18 protein-coding genes are annotated in these 18331 nt (G+C 44.5%); 5 read left to right on the top strand and 13 right to left on the bottom strand.

What is annotated here, in order from left to right:
- Nucleotides 1-44 precede the first annotated feature (44 nt).
- A complete protein-coding gene (gene deoC / locus R7044_RS13780) occupies nt 45-821 on the bottom strand; it encodes a deoxyribose-phosphate aldolase (RefSeq protein WP_225455630.1) in 777 nt (258 codons plus the stop codon).
- 90 nt (nt 822-911) lie between these two features.
- Between deoC and R7044_RS13775 the strand changes: the two genes are divergently transcribed.
- Entirely contained in the window at nt 912-1046 is a 135-nt protein-coding gene (locus tag R7044_RS13775; RefSeq protein ID WP_005391675.1) for a hypothetical protein, read from the top strand.
- Nucleotides 1047-1404: 358 nt separating this feature from the next.
- On the opposite strand, the gene R7044_RS13770 is transcribed toward R7044_RS13775, so the two are convergent.
- The 6 genes from R7044_RS13770 to R7044_RS13745 all read right to left on the bottom strand — a co-directional run bounded on the left by R7044_RS13770 (nt 1405) and on the right by R7044_RS13745 (nt 6686).
- Nucleotides 1405-2688 (bottom strand): NupC/NupG family nucleoside CNT transporter, encoded by a 1284-nt coding sequence (locus tag R7044_RS13770; protein ID WP_005380131.1) that lies wholly within the window; start codon nt 2686-2688, stop codon nt 1405-1407.
- Nucleotides 2689-2892: 204 nt separating this feature from the next.
- On the bottom strand, nt 2893-3666 hold the full coding sequence (locus R7044_RS13765; RefSeq protein WP_005380129.1) for a TatD family hydrolase: 774 nt from the start codon (nt 3664-3666) through the stop codon (nt 2893-2895).
- Nucleotides 3653-3850: a DUF5363 family protein gene (locus R7044_RS13760; RefSeq protein WP_064376469.1), complete on the bottom strand. Its 198-nt coding sequence runs from the start codon at nt 3848-3850 to the stop codon at nt 3653-3655. The genes R7044_RS13765 and R7044_RS13760 overlap by 14 nt, the downstream gene beginning before the upstream one ends.
- 94 nt (nt 3851-3944) lie before the next feature.
- Nucleotides 3945-5534: a peptide chain release factor 3 gene (gene prfC, locus R7044_RS13755; protein ID WP_005380123.1), complete on the bottom strand. Its 1590-nt coding sequence runs from the start codon at nt 5532-5534 to the stop codon at nt 3945-3947.
- Between the two features lie 285 nt (nt 5535-5819).
- A complete protein-coding gene (rimI, locus tag R7044_RS13750) occupies nt 5820-6275 on the bottom strand; it encodes a ribosomal protein S18-alanine N-acetyltransferase (RefSeq protein WP_005380122.1) in 456 nt (151 codons plus the stop codon).
- A gap of 12 nt (nt 6276-6287) precedes the next feature.
- Nucleotides 6288-6686: a DNA polymerase III subunit psi gene (locus R7044_RS13745; RefSeq protein WP_064376540.1), complete on the bottom strand. Its 399-nt coding sequence runs from the start codon at nt 6684-6686 to the stop codon at nt 6288-6290.
- 159 nt (nt 6687-6845) lie between these two features.
- On the opposite strand from R7044_RS13745, the gene R7044_RS13740 reads away from it, so the two are divergent.
- The gene (locus tag R7044_RS13740) at nt 6846-7292 is read left to right on the top strand and encodes a hypothetical protein (RefSeq protein WP_064376539.1); all 447 of its coding nucleotides are present in this window, start codon (nt 6846-6848) and stop codon (nt 7290-7292) included.
- Between the two features lie 62 nt (nt 7293-7354).
- On the opposite strand, the gene R7044_RS13735 is transcribed toward R7044_RS13740, so the two are convergent.
- Both R7044_RS13735 and R7044_RS13730 read right to left on the bottom strand, forming a co-directional pair.
- Nucleotides 7355-7858 carry a GNAT family N-acetyltransferase gene (locus R7044_RS13735; RefSeq protein ID WP_005380119.1) on the bottom strand — a complete coding sequence of 168 codons (504 nt, stop codon included), beginning with the start codon at nt 7856-7858 and terminating at the stop codon, nt 7355-7357.
- Nucleotides 7842-8369 (bottom strand): ubiquinone anaerobic biosynthesis accessory factor UbiT, encoded by a 528-nt coding sequence (locus R7044_RS13730; protein ID WP_005394645.1) that lies wholly within the window; start codon nt 8367-8369, stop codon nt 7842-7844. The genes R7044_RS13735 and R7044_RS13730 overlap by 17 nt, the downstream gene beginning before the upstream one ends.
- A 363-nt stretch (nt 8370-8732) precedes the next feature.
- Between R7044_RS13730 and R7044_RS13725 the strand changes: the two genes are divergently transcribed.
- The 3 genes from R7044_RS13725 to R7044_RS13715 all read left to right on the top strand — a co-directional run bounded on the left by R7044_RS13725 (nt 8733) and on the right by R7044_RS13715 (nt 12818).
- Complete coding sequence (locus R7044_RS13725; protein ID WP_005380112.1) at nt 8733-10772, top strand: bifunctional diguanylate cyclase/phosphodiesterase; 2040 nt, start codon at nt 8733-8735, stop codon at nt 10770-10772.
- Nucleotides 10773-10905: 133 nt separating this feature from the next.
- The gene (locus R7044_RS13720) at nt 10906-11919 is read left to right on the top strand and encodes a ubiquinone anaerobic biosynthesis protein UbiU (protein ID WP_005380110.1); all 1014 of its coding nucleotides are present in this window, start codon (nt 10906-10908) and stop codon (nt 11917-11919) included.
- Between the two features lie 20 nt (nt 11920-11939).
- Nucleotides 11940-12818: a U32 family peptidase gene (locus tag R7044_RS13715; protein ID WP_005380107.1), complete on the top strand. Its 879-nt coding sequence runs from the start codon at nt 11940-11942 to the stop codon at nt 12816-12818.
- Between the two features lie 53 nt (nt 12819-12871).
- Here R7044_RS13715 and R7044_RS13710 read toward each other — a convergent pair whose 3' ends face one another.
- From R7044_RS13710 to pnp, 4 genes are all read right to left on the bottom strand, one after another.
- Nucleotides 12872-14218: an MATE family efflux transporter gene (locus tag R7044_RS13710; protein WP_064376537.1), complete on the bottom strand. Its 1347-nt coding sequence runs from the start codon at nt 14216-14218 to the stop codon at nt 12872-12874.
- Between the two features lie 124 nt (nt 14219-14342).
- Nucleotides 14343-14765 carry a MarR family winged helix-turn-helix transcriptional regulator gene (locus tag R7044_RS13705; RefSeq protein ID WP_005380103.1) on the bottom strand — a complete coding sequence of 141 codons (423 nt, stop codon included), beginning with the start codon at nt 14763-14765 and terminating at the stop codon, nt 14343-14345.
- A gap of 99 nt (nt 14766-14864) precedes the next feature.
- Nucleotides 14865-15785, bottom strand: coding sequence for a lipoprotein NlpI (gene nlpI, locus R7044_RS13700; RefSeq protein WP_005380101.1), 921 nt, complete (start codon nt 15783-15785; stop codon nt 14865-14867).
- A gap of 178 nt (nt 15786-15963) precedes the next feature.
- Nucleotides 15964-18099: a polyribonucleotide nucleotidyltransferase gene (gene pnp / locus R7044_RS13695; RefSeq protein ID WP_005380098.1), complete on the bottom strand. Its 2136-nt coding sequence runs from the start codon at nt 18097-18099 to the stop codon at nt 15964-15966.
- Nucleotides 18100-18331 lie beyond the last annotated feature (232 nt).

Here is an 18331-nt window from a genome sequence, read left to right as displayed (position 1 = left end):
GGTAGCACCCGTTTAGGTGCTACCGTTCAGACGTATTATTGGAATTAGTACGCTGTTGGATCAGCGACGTCGTCCGATACTTCTAATGTATTTAGTAGGTTGGTTAGCAGGCTAGACGCACCAAAACGGTAGTGACGAGCATCAACCCAGTTGTCACCTAGGATTTCGTCAGCCATTGCTAGGTATGCTGCTGCGTCTTCAGCAGTGCGCACACCACCTGCTGGTTTGAAACCAACAGTTTCTGCAACACCCATGTCGCGAATAACTTCAAGCATCATGCGAGCGTATTCTGGTGTTGCGTTTACTGGCACTTTACCAGTTGAAGTTTTAATGAAGTCAGCACCTGCTTCAATACAGATTTGAGATGCTTTCTTGATTAGTGCTTCTTCTTTTAGTTCACCTGTTTCGATGATCACTTTAAGAAGAATGTCACCACAAGCTTCTTTACATTGCTTAACTAGTTCGAAGCCTACTTTCTCATCACCCGCCATTAGCGCGCGGTAAGGAAAAACTACGTCAACTTCGTCTGCACCGTAAGCAACCGCCGCTTTTGTTTCAGCAACTGCGATTTCAATGTCGTCGTTACCATGTGGGAAGTTCGTTACTGTTGCAATACGAACCTCTGGCGTACCTTGCTCACGAAGTGTCTTCTTAGCAATAGGAATAAAGCGAGGGTAAATACAAATTGCAGCTGTGTTGCCTACTGCTGTTTTCGCGTCATGACATAGTGAGATCACTTTTGCATCAGTGTCATCGTCATTCAACGTAGTTAGGTCCATAAGTTTAATTGCACGTAGCGCTGCTGCTTTTAAATCGCTCATTTCTATCTCCGATCAATATTCAAAAAATTCACTACTCAGCCTTACATCACGTCTTTAACTATAATCAACAAGTCGAGACAATGTGAGTAAATGGCTAAACAGTCTATTAATGAACGGACTTGGTTCCCTGAAGACTCGGCATATACAGCGAAAATTTATCATATGCCAATTGCTATCCTTGTCACCGCACAGTACCAGTTTGGCCTATGGCACAACAATCTATGATTGCGGTGTCTTTAATATCACATCACAAAGCAAAACGCCTATTAGATCTGATATTGCAGGGCAATTCATTTGCCCATCGATTATGTAATATTCATTACGTGATTAAGAATCAAGCTTAACCACTATCCTGTGATTAATACATTATAGAGTTTCACCGCAAAACTGTAGCACCAAATAGAGCGCAAACGGTTTGTATCTCAAAATTTCCTAGCCCCTATTCCATTGACTGCGTAATACCTCGACTAAGGCAAACACCCGATGAAATTTTGGAGCCCGAAAAACGAAAAATGCCCCGCAGCAATCTCTTGCTACAGGGCATGATGTAAAACGGCGTCTATATATTAAGAACCGATTCTAATTATAGTGCTGCAAGGCTTAAGCAGAAGCCTGCAATTGTCGCTGCCATAAGGTTAGACAACGTACCTGCAAGAACTGCTTTAACACCCATGCGAGCGATGTCACTACGACGGTTTGGTGCAAGGCTACCTAGACCACCAAGTAGAATCGCGATAGAAGAAAGGTTCGCGAAACCACATAGTGCGAATGAGATGATAGCTGTTGTCTTCTCAGACATTACTTCACCAGTTGCCGCGATTACTTGAGCGTTTTCACCTAGATATGGTGTGAAGTTCAAGTAAGCAACGAATTCGTTCACTACGATTTTCTGACCGATGAATGAACCAGCTGTTACAGCTTCTGCCCATGGAACACCGATTAGGAATGCTAGTGGAGAGAACGCGTAACCTAGGATTAGCTCTAGTGTTAGTTCTGGCATGCCGAACCAACCACCGATGCCACCTAGCATACCGTTGATTAGCGCGATTAGACCAACGAATGCGATTAGCATTGCACCTACGTTAAGCGCAAGTTGTAGACCAGAAGCCGCACCGCCCGCAGCTGCGTCGATTACGTTAACTGGTTTGTCGTCACCGCCGTCCATCGCTTCTTCGATACTTTCGTGAGGCTGGTCAGTCTCTGGGTGAAGGATTTTAGCGAACAGTAGACCACCTGGTGCTGCCATGAATGATGCCGCAACTAGGTACTCTAGTGGAACACCCATAGATGCGTAACCTGCTAGTACACCACCAGCAACAGAAGCTAGACCACCACACATTACCGCGAATAGCTCTGATTGAGTCATTTTTGGAACGAATGGGCGAACAACTAGAGGTGCCTCAGTTTGACCTACGAAAATGTTAGCTGCAGCTGACATTGATTCCGCACGAGAAGTGCCTAGCGCTTTTTGTAGTGCGCCACCAAGAATCTTGATAACCCATTGCATAACGCCAATGTAGTAAAGAACTGAAATCAGTGCAGAGAAGAAGATCAGTGTAGGAAGAACACGGAATGCGAAGATGAAACCGCCGCCGCCGAATACTTCGAACATCTTGTCAGAAACAAGACCACCGAACAGGAATGATGAACCATCGTTACCGTAGTTGATAACGTTAGAAACACCTGAAGAGAAACCGTTTAGTAGATCACGGCCCCAAGGTACATACAGAACAAATGCACCTAATGCGAATTGGATAGCGAATGCGCCACCCACAGTTCTAAAGTTGATAGCTTTTCGGTTGTTAGAAAATGCCACTGCAATCGCAAGAAGCACTACCATACCGATTAGGCTCATAAACAGGCTCATAGTTTATGACTTCCTTATAAGTTATTTATTGGCGTGTTACAAAATGGAGCTATAAAGCGGGGGCAATTATACTCATGCAGAATCAATTAAAGTAATGCCAGCCTCACACTTTCCTATAAGATTCATGATTGATTCAACCAGCTTTGTGAGTTAATTCACAATAAGCAGGAAAACGTTTTCGATTTCAAACCACATCTTTAGATTTTATTCACATATCGAGAAAGCAAAATTGCTATTTTTCCACAGTTGAGAGGCAATCGATTGCTTTCGGCCGTTATGCAACTCTACGAGCTCATTAAAGACGTGAATGAGTTTGGCTGGGTGATTTGACTCCCCTTGATATCCAAGTATAGGCATATCTGGTGCGTCTGTTTCGATTACTAGGTTTTCGAGTGGTAATTTTTGAATTGCGTCGCGTGTTTTCTTGGCTCTTGGGTAGGTAATCGTTCCTCCTACACCGATAAAAAAACCTAATTTGACCCACTCCATGGCTTGCTGATAACTCCCAGAAAAAGCGTGTAGCACACCACCTCTAGGGAGATTCGCCGCTTTCACCATTTGAATGAGGCGATTGTGCGCTTTTCGGCTATGTAAAATAACTGGGAGTTCGAAGCGTCTAGCCAGCTCAAATTGAACTTCAAGTATCTTTTCTTGCAACTGTGGATCAACATCAATGGCAAAATCTAAACCACACTCTCCTATTGCCACGCACTGCTGCCCTTTTTGATTTAGATAGCCTTCTAGCTCTGTAAGGTGCTGCTCAACGTTATCTTCAAGAAAATACGGATGAAAGCCGAGAGCATAATACAAATTGGCATGTTGCTCTGCCAAAGTTTGAATACGAGCCCAATTTTGCGGACCGACGGAAGGAATCAAAATTCTTGCGACGCCTTGCGTTTGAGCAAGCTCAAGTTGATGCGCAAAGTCATCTTGAAACACATCAAAATCAAAGTGGCAGTGCGTATCAAAGAGCTTCATCTTGACGCTTTTTATCTGTATCTGCGGGCAGAAAATCAGAGGATGGTTGGGCTTCACTCTTCTCTTTAGTTTGATGGGCAGGGTCTTTTCGATATGGGACGCAACTGCGTTTCTGGTCGGGGGTTAACCCCATTTCTTTACACCAATTGTCGTAACGCTTTAGCCCACGTTTAAACCAGTTCATATCTTATCCTTATATAAAAACGCCCTTGGCTAAGTTTATAGCCAAGGGCGTTTTAAAATCTAGTTTGCGTTAAGGCTTACCCTAACCGCACAAATTAGTGCTCGCGCGTCGCACGGAAATCAACGTCAGGGAAACGCTCTTTCGCTAAGTTTAAGTTAACCATTGTTGGAGCGATATACGTTAGGTTATCACCCCCATCCAATGCTAAGTTCGCTTGATTCTTGCGTTGGAACTCATCCAGTTTCTTCGCATCACCACACTCAACCCAACGCGCAGTTGCAACGTTAATGCCTTCATAAATCGCTTCAACGTTATACTCAGACTTCAAACGAGCCACAACAACATCAAACTGAAGTACACCAACGGCACCAACGATCAGATCGTTGTTCTGTAGAGGACGGAATACCTGTACCGCACCTTCTTCTGATAGCTGAACCAAACCTTTGAGAAGCTGCTTCTGCTTTAGTGGATCTTTCAGGCGAATACGACGGAATAGTTCCGGAGCGAAGTTCGGAATACCAGAGAACTTCAGTGATTCACCTTGCGTAAAGGTATCACCAATCTGAATAGTGCCGTGGTTGTGTAGACCAATGATGTCTCCGGCGTAAGCGTGTTCTGCACGTGCACGGTCACCAGCCATAAAGGTTACTGCATCAGAGATACTCACTTGCTTGCCAAGACGAACGTGGTTCATCTTCATACCTTGCGTGTAAGTGCCAGATACAATACGCATGAATGCGATACGGTCGCGGTGTTTTGGGTCCATGTTCGCTTGGATCTTAAATACGAAACCAGAGAACTTCTCTTCAGTCGCTTCAACTTCACGTTCAACCGCTTGACGAGTTTTCGGCGCTGGAGCCCATTCAGTTAGACCGTCTAGCATATGATCCACACCAAAGTTACCTAATGCAGTACCGAAGTAAACTGGCGTAAGATCACCTGTTAGGAACATTTCCAAATCAAACTCAGGGCAAGCACCCATAACAAGCTCAAGCTCTTCTCGAACACTTTCCGCAAGGCCTGCACCAACTTTTTCATCAAGCTCTGGGTTATCGAGACCTTTGATGATTCGAACTTCTTGAATCTCATGACCGTGACCTGATTCGTATAAAATCGTTTCATCACGGTGAATGTGGTACACACCTTTAAATTCTTTACCACAGCCGATTGGCCATGTAATTGGCGCACACATCATGCCCAACTCGTTTTCTACCTCGTCCAATACTTCCATTGGATCACGAACGTCACGGTCAAGTTTGTTCATGAAGGTTACGATTGGCGTGTCACGCAGACGCGTTACTTCCATCAGCTTACGTGTACGATCCTCGACACCTTTCGCCGCATCGATAACCATCAAACACGAGTCTACTGCCGTTAACGTACGGTATGTATCTTCCGAGAAGTCTTCGTGTCCAGGCGTATCAAGTAGGTTTACCAGACAGTCATTGTAAGGGAACTGCATTACAGAAGTGGTTACCGAGATACCACGTTCTTTTTCCATTTCCATCCAGTCTGATTTTGCGTGCTGTGCGTTACCACGACCTTTAACCGTACCTGCTTTTTGGATCGCGTTTCCGAATAAAAGGACTTTTTCAGTAATGGTGGTTTTACCCGCATCCGGGTGAGAAATAATAGCGAACGTTCTGCGCTTAGACACTTCGCCTAAAAAAAGGGGATTTGACATTAGTTAATCTTCTAAATTACTTTCATGCTCACAAAATAGGCAAGCATATCTACTATTCGATATTGTGCGGTATTCTCGCTTATTATCGCTGTGCTAGCAAACTGGAAAGACATGAACTGAATTTACTCGGCTCACCAGCCTTTACCTGCAACTAACAAGGGAAAGCCAGCGCCACACAAAGAGATGTAAAAATTCAAAAAATTGTTATTACATATTCAAAAGCCTCGAATCCGGATACGCATTTAAAGCATAAGTGTTGATGAGGTAATTAGTAACGGCCTAAAACTAACTCAAAAATAAGTAACTCATGATAATGGCGTCTTCCTTACCATTTCCCGATTTAGCTGGGTAATAGTTGTAACGACGGTCCACTTCATTAAAACCTGCTTGCTCATAAATATGGATAGCTGGGTGATTACTTTCACGCACTTCTAACCAAGCACTCTCTGCTTTGGCTTGTTCACAGTATTCAATAAACGCGTCCAGCAATTTTTGCCCTAGCCCTCTGCCCTGTTGAGAAGGCGCTACTGCAATATTTAATAGTGTCACTTCTCCAACAATATTCTGTCCATAGAAGTAACCAACCACTTGAGAGCCTTCCAGCATCACATGATGGCAAGCACCGCGACTGGATAAGTCACGAACCAAAGATTCGGCCCAAGGGTGAGAATGTGCTTGCTGCTCGATTTGCCAAACTTGGTCGAGGTGCTCTGCACGCATCGGCGTAATTTCAATTGTCACGCATTAGCTCCGTTAAGAGTACGAACAGATTTGTTGCCACAATGCGCGGCGCTGTTCGTTATTACCATCAATATCTTGTAATAGTGGCGAGACCAGGTGCTTTGCCTTGATGCTTTGATCAGCCTCACAGCCTGCAAACCACACCCACTCTAGCTGATGTTCACCCAGCATGGATAAGCGCTCAGGCTCTAGGTGTAGCGCATCATCAAGCGTGAGCTTAATGCTTTTTAATACGCGCTCAAACATCAATGCCGTCTCGTTTTCTGGACATATTGGCGATACCAATAGGAGTTTACATGAACTTTGCAAATCCAATAATGGCGATTGATAGCCTTCCAGTCTTTCAGGGTGTACCAGCTCCCATGTGCTGATCCCCATTTCACGTAAATACTGTTTCTCGTTAATTGACATTTTCCGTCACCTATTTGAACGAGGGCAATCCTATCAAATTATCGCGATTATACCTAAAGGACTTCAAGGAACACCTGAACACAATGAGATGGTTTGGATATTCCTGAACATAGCGTTTTGCCAACGGCCACACATTGGGTATGACATATGAGGTACATTATGAAATTCTTAAATACGCTACTACTTTGCACACTGGTAGCCGCCACCAGCGTGAGTGTTTTTGCTAATAACAGCGATGAGTGGGAGCTGATTGCAACGAAAACCGTTAACTTTCATACAGAAACAGATACCGTGACACCAAATAGCCTATTCCGAAACCGAAGCTTCAGTAAAATAAAACTAAAATGTGTGCAAGGAACGGTAGACATTAATGGTTTAAAAGTCGTCATGACAGATGGTAGTGAGAAAAAGCTTTCCTCTATGGGCGTACTAACAAGCGGATTGTCGACTCGTGCCTGGAGCCTTCCAGGTACAAAAGAAGCCAAGCTAAAACGGATTGAAATGACTTACAGTAGCTGGGGAAGCACAAAACTTAGCCTGCTAGGGGTAAGTAAAAAAGCGAAAATAGAGGTCTGGGGCAAAAAGAAAAGTAACCAGTCATCCTAACCTCCCTATCTCAGTTTTCAGTGAATAAGAAAGAAGCCCACTTAGTCGTGGGCTTCTTTCATTTACAGTTCAGAGAACTCTGGCGCATAGTCTATGCGTCCGGAGCGTCCAGCACATTGACCTTCGACCAACTCTGCGACTCGAAATGCACCTTTAGGGACATCCCAAGCACATTCAAAGCCCATCTCGTCGCATGATTGAAAACCCTGGCGCGCGTAATAATCAGGATCGCCCAACACCACACACACTGGGTAGCCAAAATCACGCAGTGAATCAAAACCTTCTTTGATCAACTCTGCAGCGATGCCTTGGCGACGGTAATCTTCATGAACAGCTAATGGCGCTAGCCCTTGCCATGACAAATCTTCACCATTTAAGGTCACAGGGCTAAATAAAGCATGGCCTATCACCTCTCCCTCATCTGTACACGCGACTAAGGAAAGCGTGAATTTGCTGTTTTCGCGCAAACGCATCACAAGCTCAGCTTCAGCTTCCGTCGGGAAGGCGTGTTTCAATAAGCGGTCAATGGTAAGAATGTCCGCTGGGGCTTCAGTTCGAATAAGCATTCGCTACTCCGGTTGGTTGTGCAGGCGCTTGAACTCCTTTCTGAACAAAATCAGCCAATTGATTCAAAGCGACTTGCATTGCTTTCGGTAACTGCTCTAAGTCGACACTGTCCATTAAGTTTTTCACTTCTAAGCCAAGCTCAGTATCACCTTCAATTGAAAGGCGACGTTGGAAGAACAGTGTGTCAGGGTCTTCTTTACGACCAGCAATCAGTACTAGGTCGTTTAGATTACCACTAAAACTCACATCTTCCTGAACTGGTTTTTCAGCTACCACCAATTTTTCGTCTTGATAGCTGATGTACCATGCTAAGTTCAAGTCTTTAATCGCAACTTTTAACCACTTGTCTTCAAGGAACTCAAAGTCACCATCTTCCAAGGCTTCTTTAAACACCATTTTTAGCCCTTCCAGCAACGCTTTTTGCTGAATTGGCTGTGGTAATAACTGGACTGGAGAACGCAAAATATTAGCTGCGTTCTTTACTAGTTGACTGCGAATCTTGTTTAACACGTTCATTATCCGTTACTTTGTCATTAGGTTGCTTATATTAAGCAATCGTGGCGATGAGATTACTGTTATGTATCAATAAAGTGCTTATTTTAGATTGGTGGTTTATTGCTCACTAACGCTTCTTTTTTTGAACTTACGTGTATTATTGATGCGAACAGGTGGATAAACACTTTTACAACCGTATTTTCAAAGTTATAGTTATCTGAGCGTATCCATGTGATTGTCGACTGCACAGCTAAAACCGCGAGCCCTTTAATGGCAGGTAACACTTTAGCTTGGTGGTAGACCGCCGCAGGCTTATCAGGGTGTCGCTTTTTATACACGGACGAATAATCTGGCTCATTGGAGATCGGTAATACCCTAATGCCTTCCCAGCAATTAAAACATTGGTTTGCCACGCTAACCTCAAATAGCCCTTTCTTCTTTGCCATTCTTGATAAAAAACACAATTATCGAATGGTAAGTGACCGTTACTGCGATATCGCAGGTTTAAGTCATGAGGAAATCGTCGGCTTAAACGATTGCCAAGTGCTGGGTGAACAGTTTTATAAGAAGCTTGCACCATACTATCAGCGCGCGTTCAAAGGGGCACATGTCGAAGCCGAAATCACGCTCGATGAAACCGACCTTGAAACCAGTCTTCACTTTAGTCTTTCGCCAGTTTTTGAAGGTAACGACATTCGCTTTGTTGTTTTTCACGCTGTCGATACTTCAGAAAAGCAGATACTCGTTCGCTCCTTAGAAGAGTCCGAAAGTAAGTTTGCGAAGTTAACACAACTGCTACCAGACGGCTTACTGCTTATCGAAGATGATATTGTCATCTCTGCGAACCCCGCATCAGCGCGCCTTCTCGGACTTAACTCTCCTCATGAATTGTTGGGCGAAGAGCTAAGTCGTTTATTCATCGATGAAAACAGTAAAAAGGTATTTAGTCATCGATTGAGTACATTAATTTCTGACAAACCTTTTGTCTGCTTAACCAGTGCAAGATGCGGCTTTGAACGGAAAGTTCAGCTACACGCGGATTCCACGGCGATATTAGGTAGCGAATCTCAAATTATCCTAATCCAAGATGCTGATGATGCGCCCAAAAACCTGTCTTCTGCATCGAATGAAGACATACACATTGACTCGCTCACCAAACTCTACAACCGCTTTGGCTTCACCAAACGTTTGGAACAGCTGATCAAAAAGCAAACACCGCTTCTGGTGTTCTATTTGGATATCGATAACTTCAAAAACATTAATGACTCACTTGGTCACCATATTGGCGATAAAGTGATTCAAGAGGTATCGGCCCGTCTTAAACGGTTACTACCAAACCAAGCGATTATTGGTCATTTGGGTGGCGATGAGTTTGGCGTCATTCTGCCGGAGCCAGAAAACACCCGCATGGCTGAAATTTTGTCCGATCGCATTATCTCGTTGATCAACCAACCTTTCGACTTGCACCACTTCAGTAAACGCCTTGCCTGTTCAATTGGTAGCGTTCGATACCCTGAAGACGGACAAGATGCGCGAATCCTACTACAAAATGCCGATACTGCGATGTATGAAGCCAAAGATCGTGGTAGAAATCGTCTGATCAAATTTAACGATCAAATGAACAAAGAAGCGCGTATGCGTTTGTGGCTTGAAATCGAACTGCAAAAAGCATTGCAGCAGAACGGTTTGGAAGTGTGGTATCAACCTAAGGTTAACGCGCGAGACTTCAGTATCAACGGCGCAGAAGCGCTCGTTCGTTGGAAGCATCCAGTCGAAGGGTACATTAGTCCTGGCTCATTCATTCCTGTCGCCGAGCGCGCTGGGTTAATCGAACACCTTGGACGTGTCGTGATGCGTGATGTTTTCAATACGGTAAAACGTTGGAAACAACAGGGCATACTGCCAGGCCGTGTCGCCATCAACCTCTCTCCCGAGCAATTTGGCAACCCACAGCTGATCGACTTTATGGAAAAGTTGCTTCGCACTACCGAGCTTGATCCAAGCTGCATTACCTTCGAGCTAACCGAAAGTGCCGTGATGAGTGATAGCGAACATACACTGCAAATGTTGAATGCGATTAAAAAGCTTGGCTTCGCTCTCTCTATCGATGACTTTGGTACCGGCTACTCTTCTCTTTCCTACTTAGCGCGTTTCCCTATTGACGAGCTAAAAATCGACCGCGCTTTTATTAATGATATAGACACACTACCGAAACAAGTCACTGTGATTGAAAACATCATTAATCTGGGTAAGTCGCTCGACTTAACTGTCGTTGCCGAGGGGGTGGAAACCCACCAGCAAGCTACTTTGCTCTCTAACCTTCAATGTAATGCGATTCAAGGATTCCATTTTTATCGCCCACAGCCAAAACACGAAATTGAAGAGCTGTTTGTACAGAATCGTCGTCACAAGAACTAACCCCGACCCGATACCCTTACTCGCAAGGGGTAAATATCGACTTTATTGAGCTAAACCTAACTTAGGTCAATTTCGCTATTCATAATTCTTCATAAAATGCGGACACCTTTTTATTCTCAATGATTGTGAGCATATGGAACTCTTGTGTCCCGCGGGTAACCTGCCTGCGTTAAAAACTGCGATTGATTGCGGTGCCGATGCCGTCTACATTGGTTTCAAAGATGATACCAACGCCCGTCACTTTGCTGGCCTCAACTTTAACGGCAAAAAGTTAGAAAAAGCGGTGCAATACGTTCATGACCGCAATAAAAAAATTCATGTCGCGTTGAATACCTTCGCTCATCCCAATGGCTTCGAGCGCTGGACGAACGCAGTAGACAATGCAGCGGCACTGGGTGTAGACGCGCTGATTGTTGCAGACATTGCAGTGCTGGAGTACGCGGCTCGCAAATATCCCGATCTGGAACTACACCTTTCAGTGCAAGCATCAGCGACCAACGTCGCAGCCATTGATTTTTACAAACAAAACTTCAACGTAAAACGGGTAGTGCTACCCCGCGTTTTATCGATTCATCAGGTCAAACAGCTCTCACGCAACATCACTAGCGATGTCGAGTTAGAAGTCTTTGCTTTTGGTAGCCTTTGCATCATGTCTGAAGGTCGCTGCTACCTATCGTCATACATGACAGGCGAGTCTCCAAACACTGTGGGAGCATGCTCTCCAGCTAAGTACGTTCGCTGGCAAGAAACAGAAAATGGTCTGGAATCCCGCCTTAACGACATTTTGATCGATCGCTACAGCACCGGTGAAAATGCGGGCTACCCTACCTTGTGTAAAGGCCGTTTCGAAGCAGAAATCGAAGGCGAGAAAAAACGCTACCACGCACTGGAAGAACCAACCAGTTTGAACACCCTCTCTATGCTGCCAGAACTATTTGCTGCAAATGTGGCGTCTGTAAAAATTGAAGGTCGCCAACGTAGCCCAGCTTACGTAGAACAAGTCACTCGAACATGGCGAGCCGCGATTGACCGTTACCAAGCAAACCCAGAAGCTTATCAAGTCGAAGCGGCTTGGGATGCCGCATTGGCAAACGTGTCTGAAGGTACGCAGACCACACTTGGTGCTTATCACCGCAAATGGCAGTAGAGGTTAAGATGGATAATTCAATGAAATACGCGCTTGGCCCGCTGTTGTACTTCTGGCCAAAACAAGACATCGAAGCGTTTTATGAACAAGCGAAATCAAGCTCCGCGGACATCATCTATCTTGGGGAAACCGTATGCTCAAAACGTCGAGAAATGAAGCCTTCGCATTGGCTTGAAATAGCAAAAGAGCTGTCTGCATCTGGCAAGCAAGTGGTGCTATCAACAATGGCACTACTAGAAGCTCCGAGTGAAGTAAACATAATGAAGAAGTACATCGACAACGGTGACTTCGCGATTGAAGCAAATGACGTATCTGCTGTTCAATTGGCATCAGAGCATAAAGTGCCTTTCGTCGTTGGCCCTGCAATCAATACTTATAACGCACACACGCTCAACTTATTTTTGAAGCAAGGTATGATGCGTTGGTGCATGCCTGTCGAGCTCTCTCGCGAATGGTTAAACGATACTTTGGTTCAGTGTGACGAGCTTGGTATTCGTAACAAGTTTGAAGTTGAGGTATTTAGCCACGGTTATTTGCCTTTAGCATATTCCGCTCGCTGTTTCACAGCCCGAGCTGAAAACCTAGCGAAAGACGATTGCGAAACCTGCTGTATCAAATACCCTACGGGTATCCAGGTCAGCAGCCAAGAAGGACAAGAAGTCTTTAACCTTAACGGCATTCAAACGCAATCAGGGTATTGTTATAACCTGATCAATGACTTACCAAGTATGCAAGGCCTAGTTGATGTGGTCCGATTAAGCCCTCTCGGTGTGAGTACACTTTCTGAGTTAGAGCATTTTCGCTCAAACGAGCACGGCGACAACCCTGAAAAACTTGAAAGCCGCCAATGCAATGGCTATTGGCATCAGCTAGCTGGCTTAGAAGTAAAAAACATTTAGCTCCCCAAAAAAGAAAAGCGAGGCCCAACCTCGCTTTTCTCTATCAGCCATTGTTAACAGGCTTGCACTGTTGGCTCAGCCGAAGTTTCATTAAGCAGCTTTTTCACATCTCGCCACAACATACTGATCACGACCAAACTCAATGCAATGTTAGACAATGGGAAAGCTAACCAAATGCCTGTCACGCCGAAAAGTTTCGGCATAATGAATAAGAATGGCAACTGGACCAGCATGTTGCCTAGTGTTACAAACATAGCTTTGCTGCCTTTGTTTACTGATTGATAGTACGCGGCCGCCACAACTAAAAAACCATCTAAGAACAACGCAAACATGTGTAAACGAATCCCGATCACAGTGCTATCAATCAACTGTTGGTCAGCATTATTAAACACCGCAACCAGTTCGTACGGGAAAAGGTTCATCAAAACAACGAACGCCACCCCACCAAGCACAGATGTCCCCATCGCGACCTTTAATAACTTTCTGATGTTCTCCTGATTACGTGCACCGTGGTTGAAGCTCACTAAAGGCTGCATACCATTCGCAATTCCTTCGGCTATCAGATAGTAAACCGTCACGATGTACCCCAAAATGGCGTACGCTCCGATCAACATTGCACTTCCGTATTGAGCAAATAACGCGTTGTGCAGTGCCACCATCACAGAGCCGTAGGCGTACATAAAGAAACTTGATGTACCTATCATGATAATCTTTGGTGCAGCATCAACCTGAACTTTGAAGTCGCGGATACGAAGGCGTAATGTTGCTTTTGAAGTAAAGAAGTAACCAATACCGAGCACAGTGACCACTAATTGTGCAAGTGCAGTGGCAATAGCGGCTCCGGTTAACTCCCACTCCAACCAAGCAATAAATACGTAGTCTAATACGATGTTAATAACGGCACCGATGACCATCAAAATCGTTGCTAAGTTCGGGCTGTCGTCATTGCGTAACAGAAACGGAACTGCGATAGAACCCAACGTGAATACGCACGCGACAATCAGAATATGCAAATATTGCAGCGCAAGTTCAAACACTCGCCCTTCCGCACCTTGCCAGCGAATAAATTCATCCGAAAACAAGAACAATATTGTAGCAACGACCGGCATCAATGCCGCTAACAACGTCAATCCGGTCGTTAGGATTCGCTTAGCGCCTTCATGATCGTTCTCTCCTTGCTTGATCGAAGTCAGCGCGCCAGTCCCCACCCCAATCATTATTCCTATACCGAGGATCGAACCGATAATAGGCCACGCAACATTGATCCCAGCTAATCCGTCAGCGCCAACATAACGGCCAATAAAAATGCCATCAACTATTTGATACAAACCGTTTACGAGCATTGCTGCGACGGTTGGAATCGTATATTTCCAAAACTGTCTATAAATTGAGTTTTGCATGACTGTCACCAGTAGTTAGCAAAGCTAACCATTTAATTAGCAAGACTAACTAAATGGTTAAATTAAATAAAAGAAAGATGAAACAACAAAAACTAAACCATACAGCTGAGGCCTTTGCTTTAGTTTAAAATGACTTATTACTCAATGCTTTATTCAATAAAGCTTGTAACTGTTCAGCTTCTTGCTGATTTAATTGTTGCATCATTTGGTCAGAGATATCTTTGTACACTACCTGCTCCAAAGACATTTTTTCTGCGACTTCTTCCGTAAGCAACACACGCTTAGCACGAGCATCCTCATTACATGCGATGCGTTTCACCAAACCCTTTTTTTCCAAACGCACAACCATTGTCGATGCGGAAGGCTTAGTCACTTGCAGCTCTTCTGCAAGATCGGTTATTCGCACACCCTCAGGGTAAACCTGAATCACACGTAAATAATCGAACTCATTAAAGCTTAGATGTGATAATGGATCTTCTTTGGCATAGACACGCCAAGCTTTGGCGCAAAAACGCTCTAAATCAATCAAGCTTTCTTCTAATGCCATAAAAGCCACCACCACTTAGTTAGCAAGACTAACTATTTTAAATGAGTCACTCATCAAGTTCAATCATAAAAAAAGCCGCTCTCATCGAGCGGCTCTAAATCATTCAATTTCCAGCTTCTTGGCAGCCTTTAACTTGGCCAATCTATCTTGCTGTAATTGATCGTAAATTTGCGCCAACTCCAAGAAAGAATAGCGATGCTCAACATAATCGTAAACGTTGAACGAAATCGCGAGCTTATAAAGTGAGATGGCACTTGCGATATCACCTTCAAGCTGATTACGCTTTCCAAGGTAGAAATACGTTTCCGTCAATCGTTCAGCTAGGCGATAGTTCTCTCTCGTTCCATCCATAATTGCTTTAAGCGCGTCTTCGTCCGAGACGTCTCGTAGCATGATGGCAACAAGAACCCATCCCCACTCTTCACTACGATCTCGTAAATAACGCTGTTGAAGATTGGCTTTTGCTTGCTCTGGATTTTGCTCAGCTTCGATGATGTACAGCCATAATGAACGAAAAGGATCCGTTGGCATTTCTTGATAATGCTTGGTCATATCTTCTAAAGCGAGATCGATTCTGCCACCATAATACAGTGCAATCGCACGGTTGCGCTCAGCATAGGTATTATCAGGAGCCAACTCTATGGTCGAGTCAAACGCTTCATATGCCGCATCAAACTCTCCTACTTGGGTAAAGTATACTCCCAAAAGATTGAAGATGTCCGGCTGAGCAGGATTCAACTGCAAAGACTGGTTAAAGTCCAAACGGGCAAGATCACGTAAACCAACGCTGTCGTAGTAGCTACCGCGCTCATAATGCATTTTAGCGCGCACTTCATCACTAAGGTCGGGACGTTGTAGCAACTGCGAGAGACGCGCGATTTGTACTTCTTGTTGAACACTAGGCTGAAGTGGCACCGCCATCGGTGGATATAACCACTTTTGTGCTGATTGTTGAGAAGTATTTGCACAACCGGTCAGCGCGATAGCAACACATAAAATTGCGGTTTGAAACCATTTCACTAATTGATACTCCTGTTTGGACCGCTCAAGATTTATTTCTCTTAATGCAATATAGGCGATAACCTCGTTTGAGGTTAATACATCGAAACAAACCAAAAAAGGGGAGCGAAAATGCTCCCCTTTTATAACATGCTTTCAGGCCCTTAATCTAATAAAAGGCTGAAAGTCTCATTTTGTCTTACTCGTCTTTAGCAGCTGGTGCTTCAGCAGCAGCTTCTTCAGCTGGCTTTTCTACCGCTTCTTTCATGCTTAGACGTACACGGCCTTGGCGGTCGATTTCAAGAACTTTAACTTGAACTTCTTGACCTTCAGCTAGGTAGTCAGACACTTTCTCTACGCGTTTTTCTGCGATTTGAGAAATGTGTACAAGACCATCTTTGCCTGGAAGAACCGTTACGAATGCACCGAAGTCTGCTAGACGTGCAACTTTACCTGTGTAGATACGGCCCACTTCAACTTCAGCAGTGATCTCTTCGATACGGCGGATAGCTTCTTTCGCAGCAGTGCCTTCAGTTGCCGCAATCTTGATAGTACCGTCGTCTTCGATTTCGATAGTTGTACCAGTCTCTTCAGTTAGAGCACGGATAACTGCACCACCTTTACCGATAACGTCTTTGATCTTCTCAGCGCTGATCTTCATCGTGTGAATACGCGGAGCAAATTCAGAGATGTCTTCACGAGCACCAGAGATTGCTTCATCCATTACAGATAGGATGTGCTTACGTGCGCCTTGAGCTTGGTTAAGCGCAATTTGCATGATTTCTTTAGTGATGCCTTCGATCTTGATGTCCATTTGAAGTGCAGTGATACCAGTGTTAGTACCTGCTACTTTAAAGTCCATGTCACCTAGGTGGTCTTCATCGCCAAGGATGTCAGAAAGTACAACGAAATCGTCACCTTCTTTAACAAGACCCATTGCGATACCAGCAACAGATGCTTTGATTGGCACACCTGCGTCCATAAGTGCAAGAGAAGTACCACATACTGAAGCCATTGAAGATGAACCGTTAGATTCAGTGATTTCCGATACAACACGTACTGTGTATGGGAACTCATCAACAGAAGGCATTACTGCAGCAATACCACGCTTCGCCAGTTTACCGTGGCCGATTTCACGACGCTTAGGAGAACCTACAAAACCAGTTTCACCTACACAGTATGGAGGGAAGTTGTAGTGCAGTAGGAAGTGATCTTTACGCTCACCAGTTAGCTCATCGATGATTTGAGCATCACGCTGAGTACCTAGCGTTGCAGTAACGATCGCCTGAGTTTCACCACGAGTGAATAGCGCGCTACCGTGAGTACGAGGAAGAACACCAGTACGTACATCTAGTGCACGAACCATGTCTTTTTCACGGCCATCGATACGAGGGTTACCTGCAATAATACGGCTACGTACTACTGTCTTCTCTAGATCATGGAAGATAGTGTGGATTTCTTTTGTGTCTGCTTCAGGATCTTCAGCAAGAAGAACTTCATTTACTTCCGCAGCGATCTCATGGATGCGGTCGTAACGAGCCATTTTCTCAGTAATTTGGTAAGCTTCAACAAGTTTAGCTTCTGCTAGATCAGCAATCTTATTTTTAAGCGCTGTGTTCTCTTCAGGAGCAACCCAATCCCAAGCAGGAGTTGCAACTTCTGCTTTGAATTCGTTGATAGCTTGAATAGCAACTTGTTGTTGGTCATGACCATAAACAACCGCCGCTAGCATTTCTTCTTCAGTTAGGTTGTCCGCTTCTGACTCAACCATCAGTACTGCTGACTCTGTACCTGCAACAACAAGGTCAAGCTTAGAAGTTTCTAGTTCAGTTTGGCTAGGGTTAAGTACAAGCTGACCATCGATATGACCAACACGCGCCGCACCGATAGGGCCGTTGAATGGAATGCCAGAGATAGCAAGAGCAGCAGAAGTACCGATCATTGTAACGATATCTGGCTGAACATCTGGGTTTACAGACATTACTGTCGCGATAACCTGAACTTCGTTTTTAAACGCGTCTGGGAATAGCGGACGGATTGGACGGTCGATTAGACGAGCTGTTAGCGTTTCGCCTTCAGAAGGACGACCTTCACGTTTGAAGAAGCCGCCTGGGATTTTACCCGCAGCGTAAGTACGCTCTTGGTAGTTAACCGTTAGTGGGAAGAAGTCTTGACCTGCAACGGCTTCTTTTTTACCTACAACAGATACGAATACAGACGTATCATCCATTGTGACCATAACTGCTGCTGTAGCTTGACGTGCAATAACGCCAGTTTCTAAAGTAACTGTGTGGTTACCGTACTGGAACGTTTTAACAACTGGTTTTTCGAACATTGTTATTCCTTGTTTCTAATCTTCCTTTAGTGCTTAAAGAAATCTTAGATGTGTTAATTGACACTCAAGGCATTACGAATCGCGACTAGTAAAAAGAAACTCGGAAATTCCTTTTGAATAGTCGCGACCTTTTGGTCGACGTGGTTGACTGTAATGCTATGAGCTTTTGAGAAAACCTCTTACAAGGTTTAGCCGCCAGTATTATAACGGCATAAGTCTAATTTGGCTAAAT

The sequence above is a fragment of the Vibrio sp. 1402 genome (genome assembly GCF_033340275.1).
This window is presented reverse-complemented; position numbering and strand designations above follow the sequence as displayed.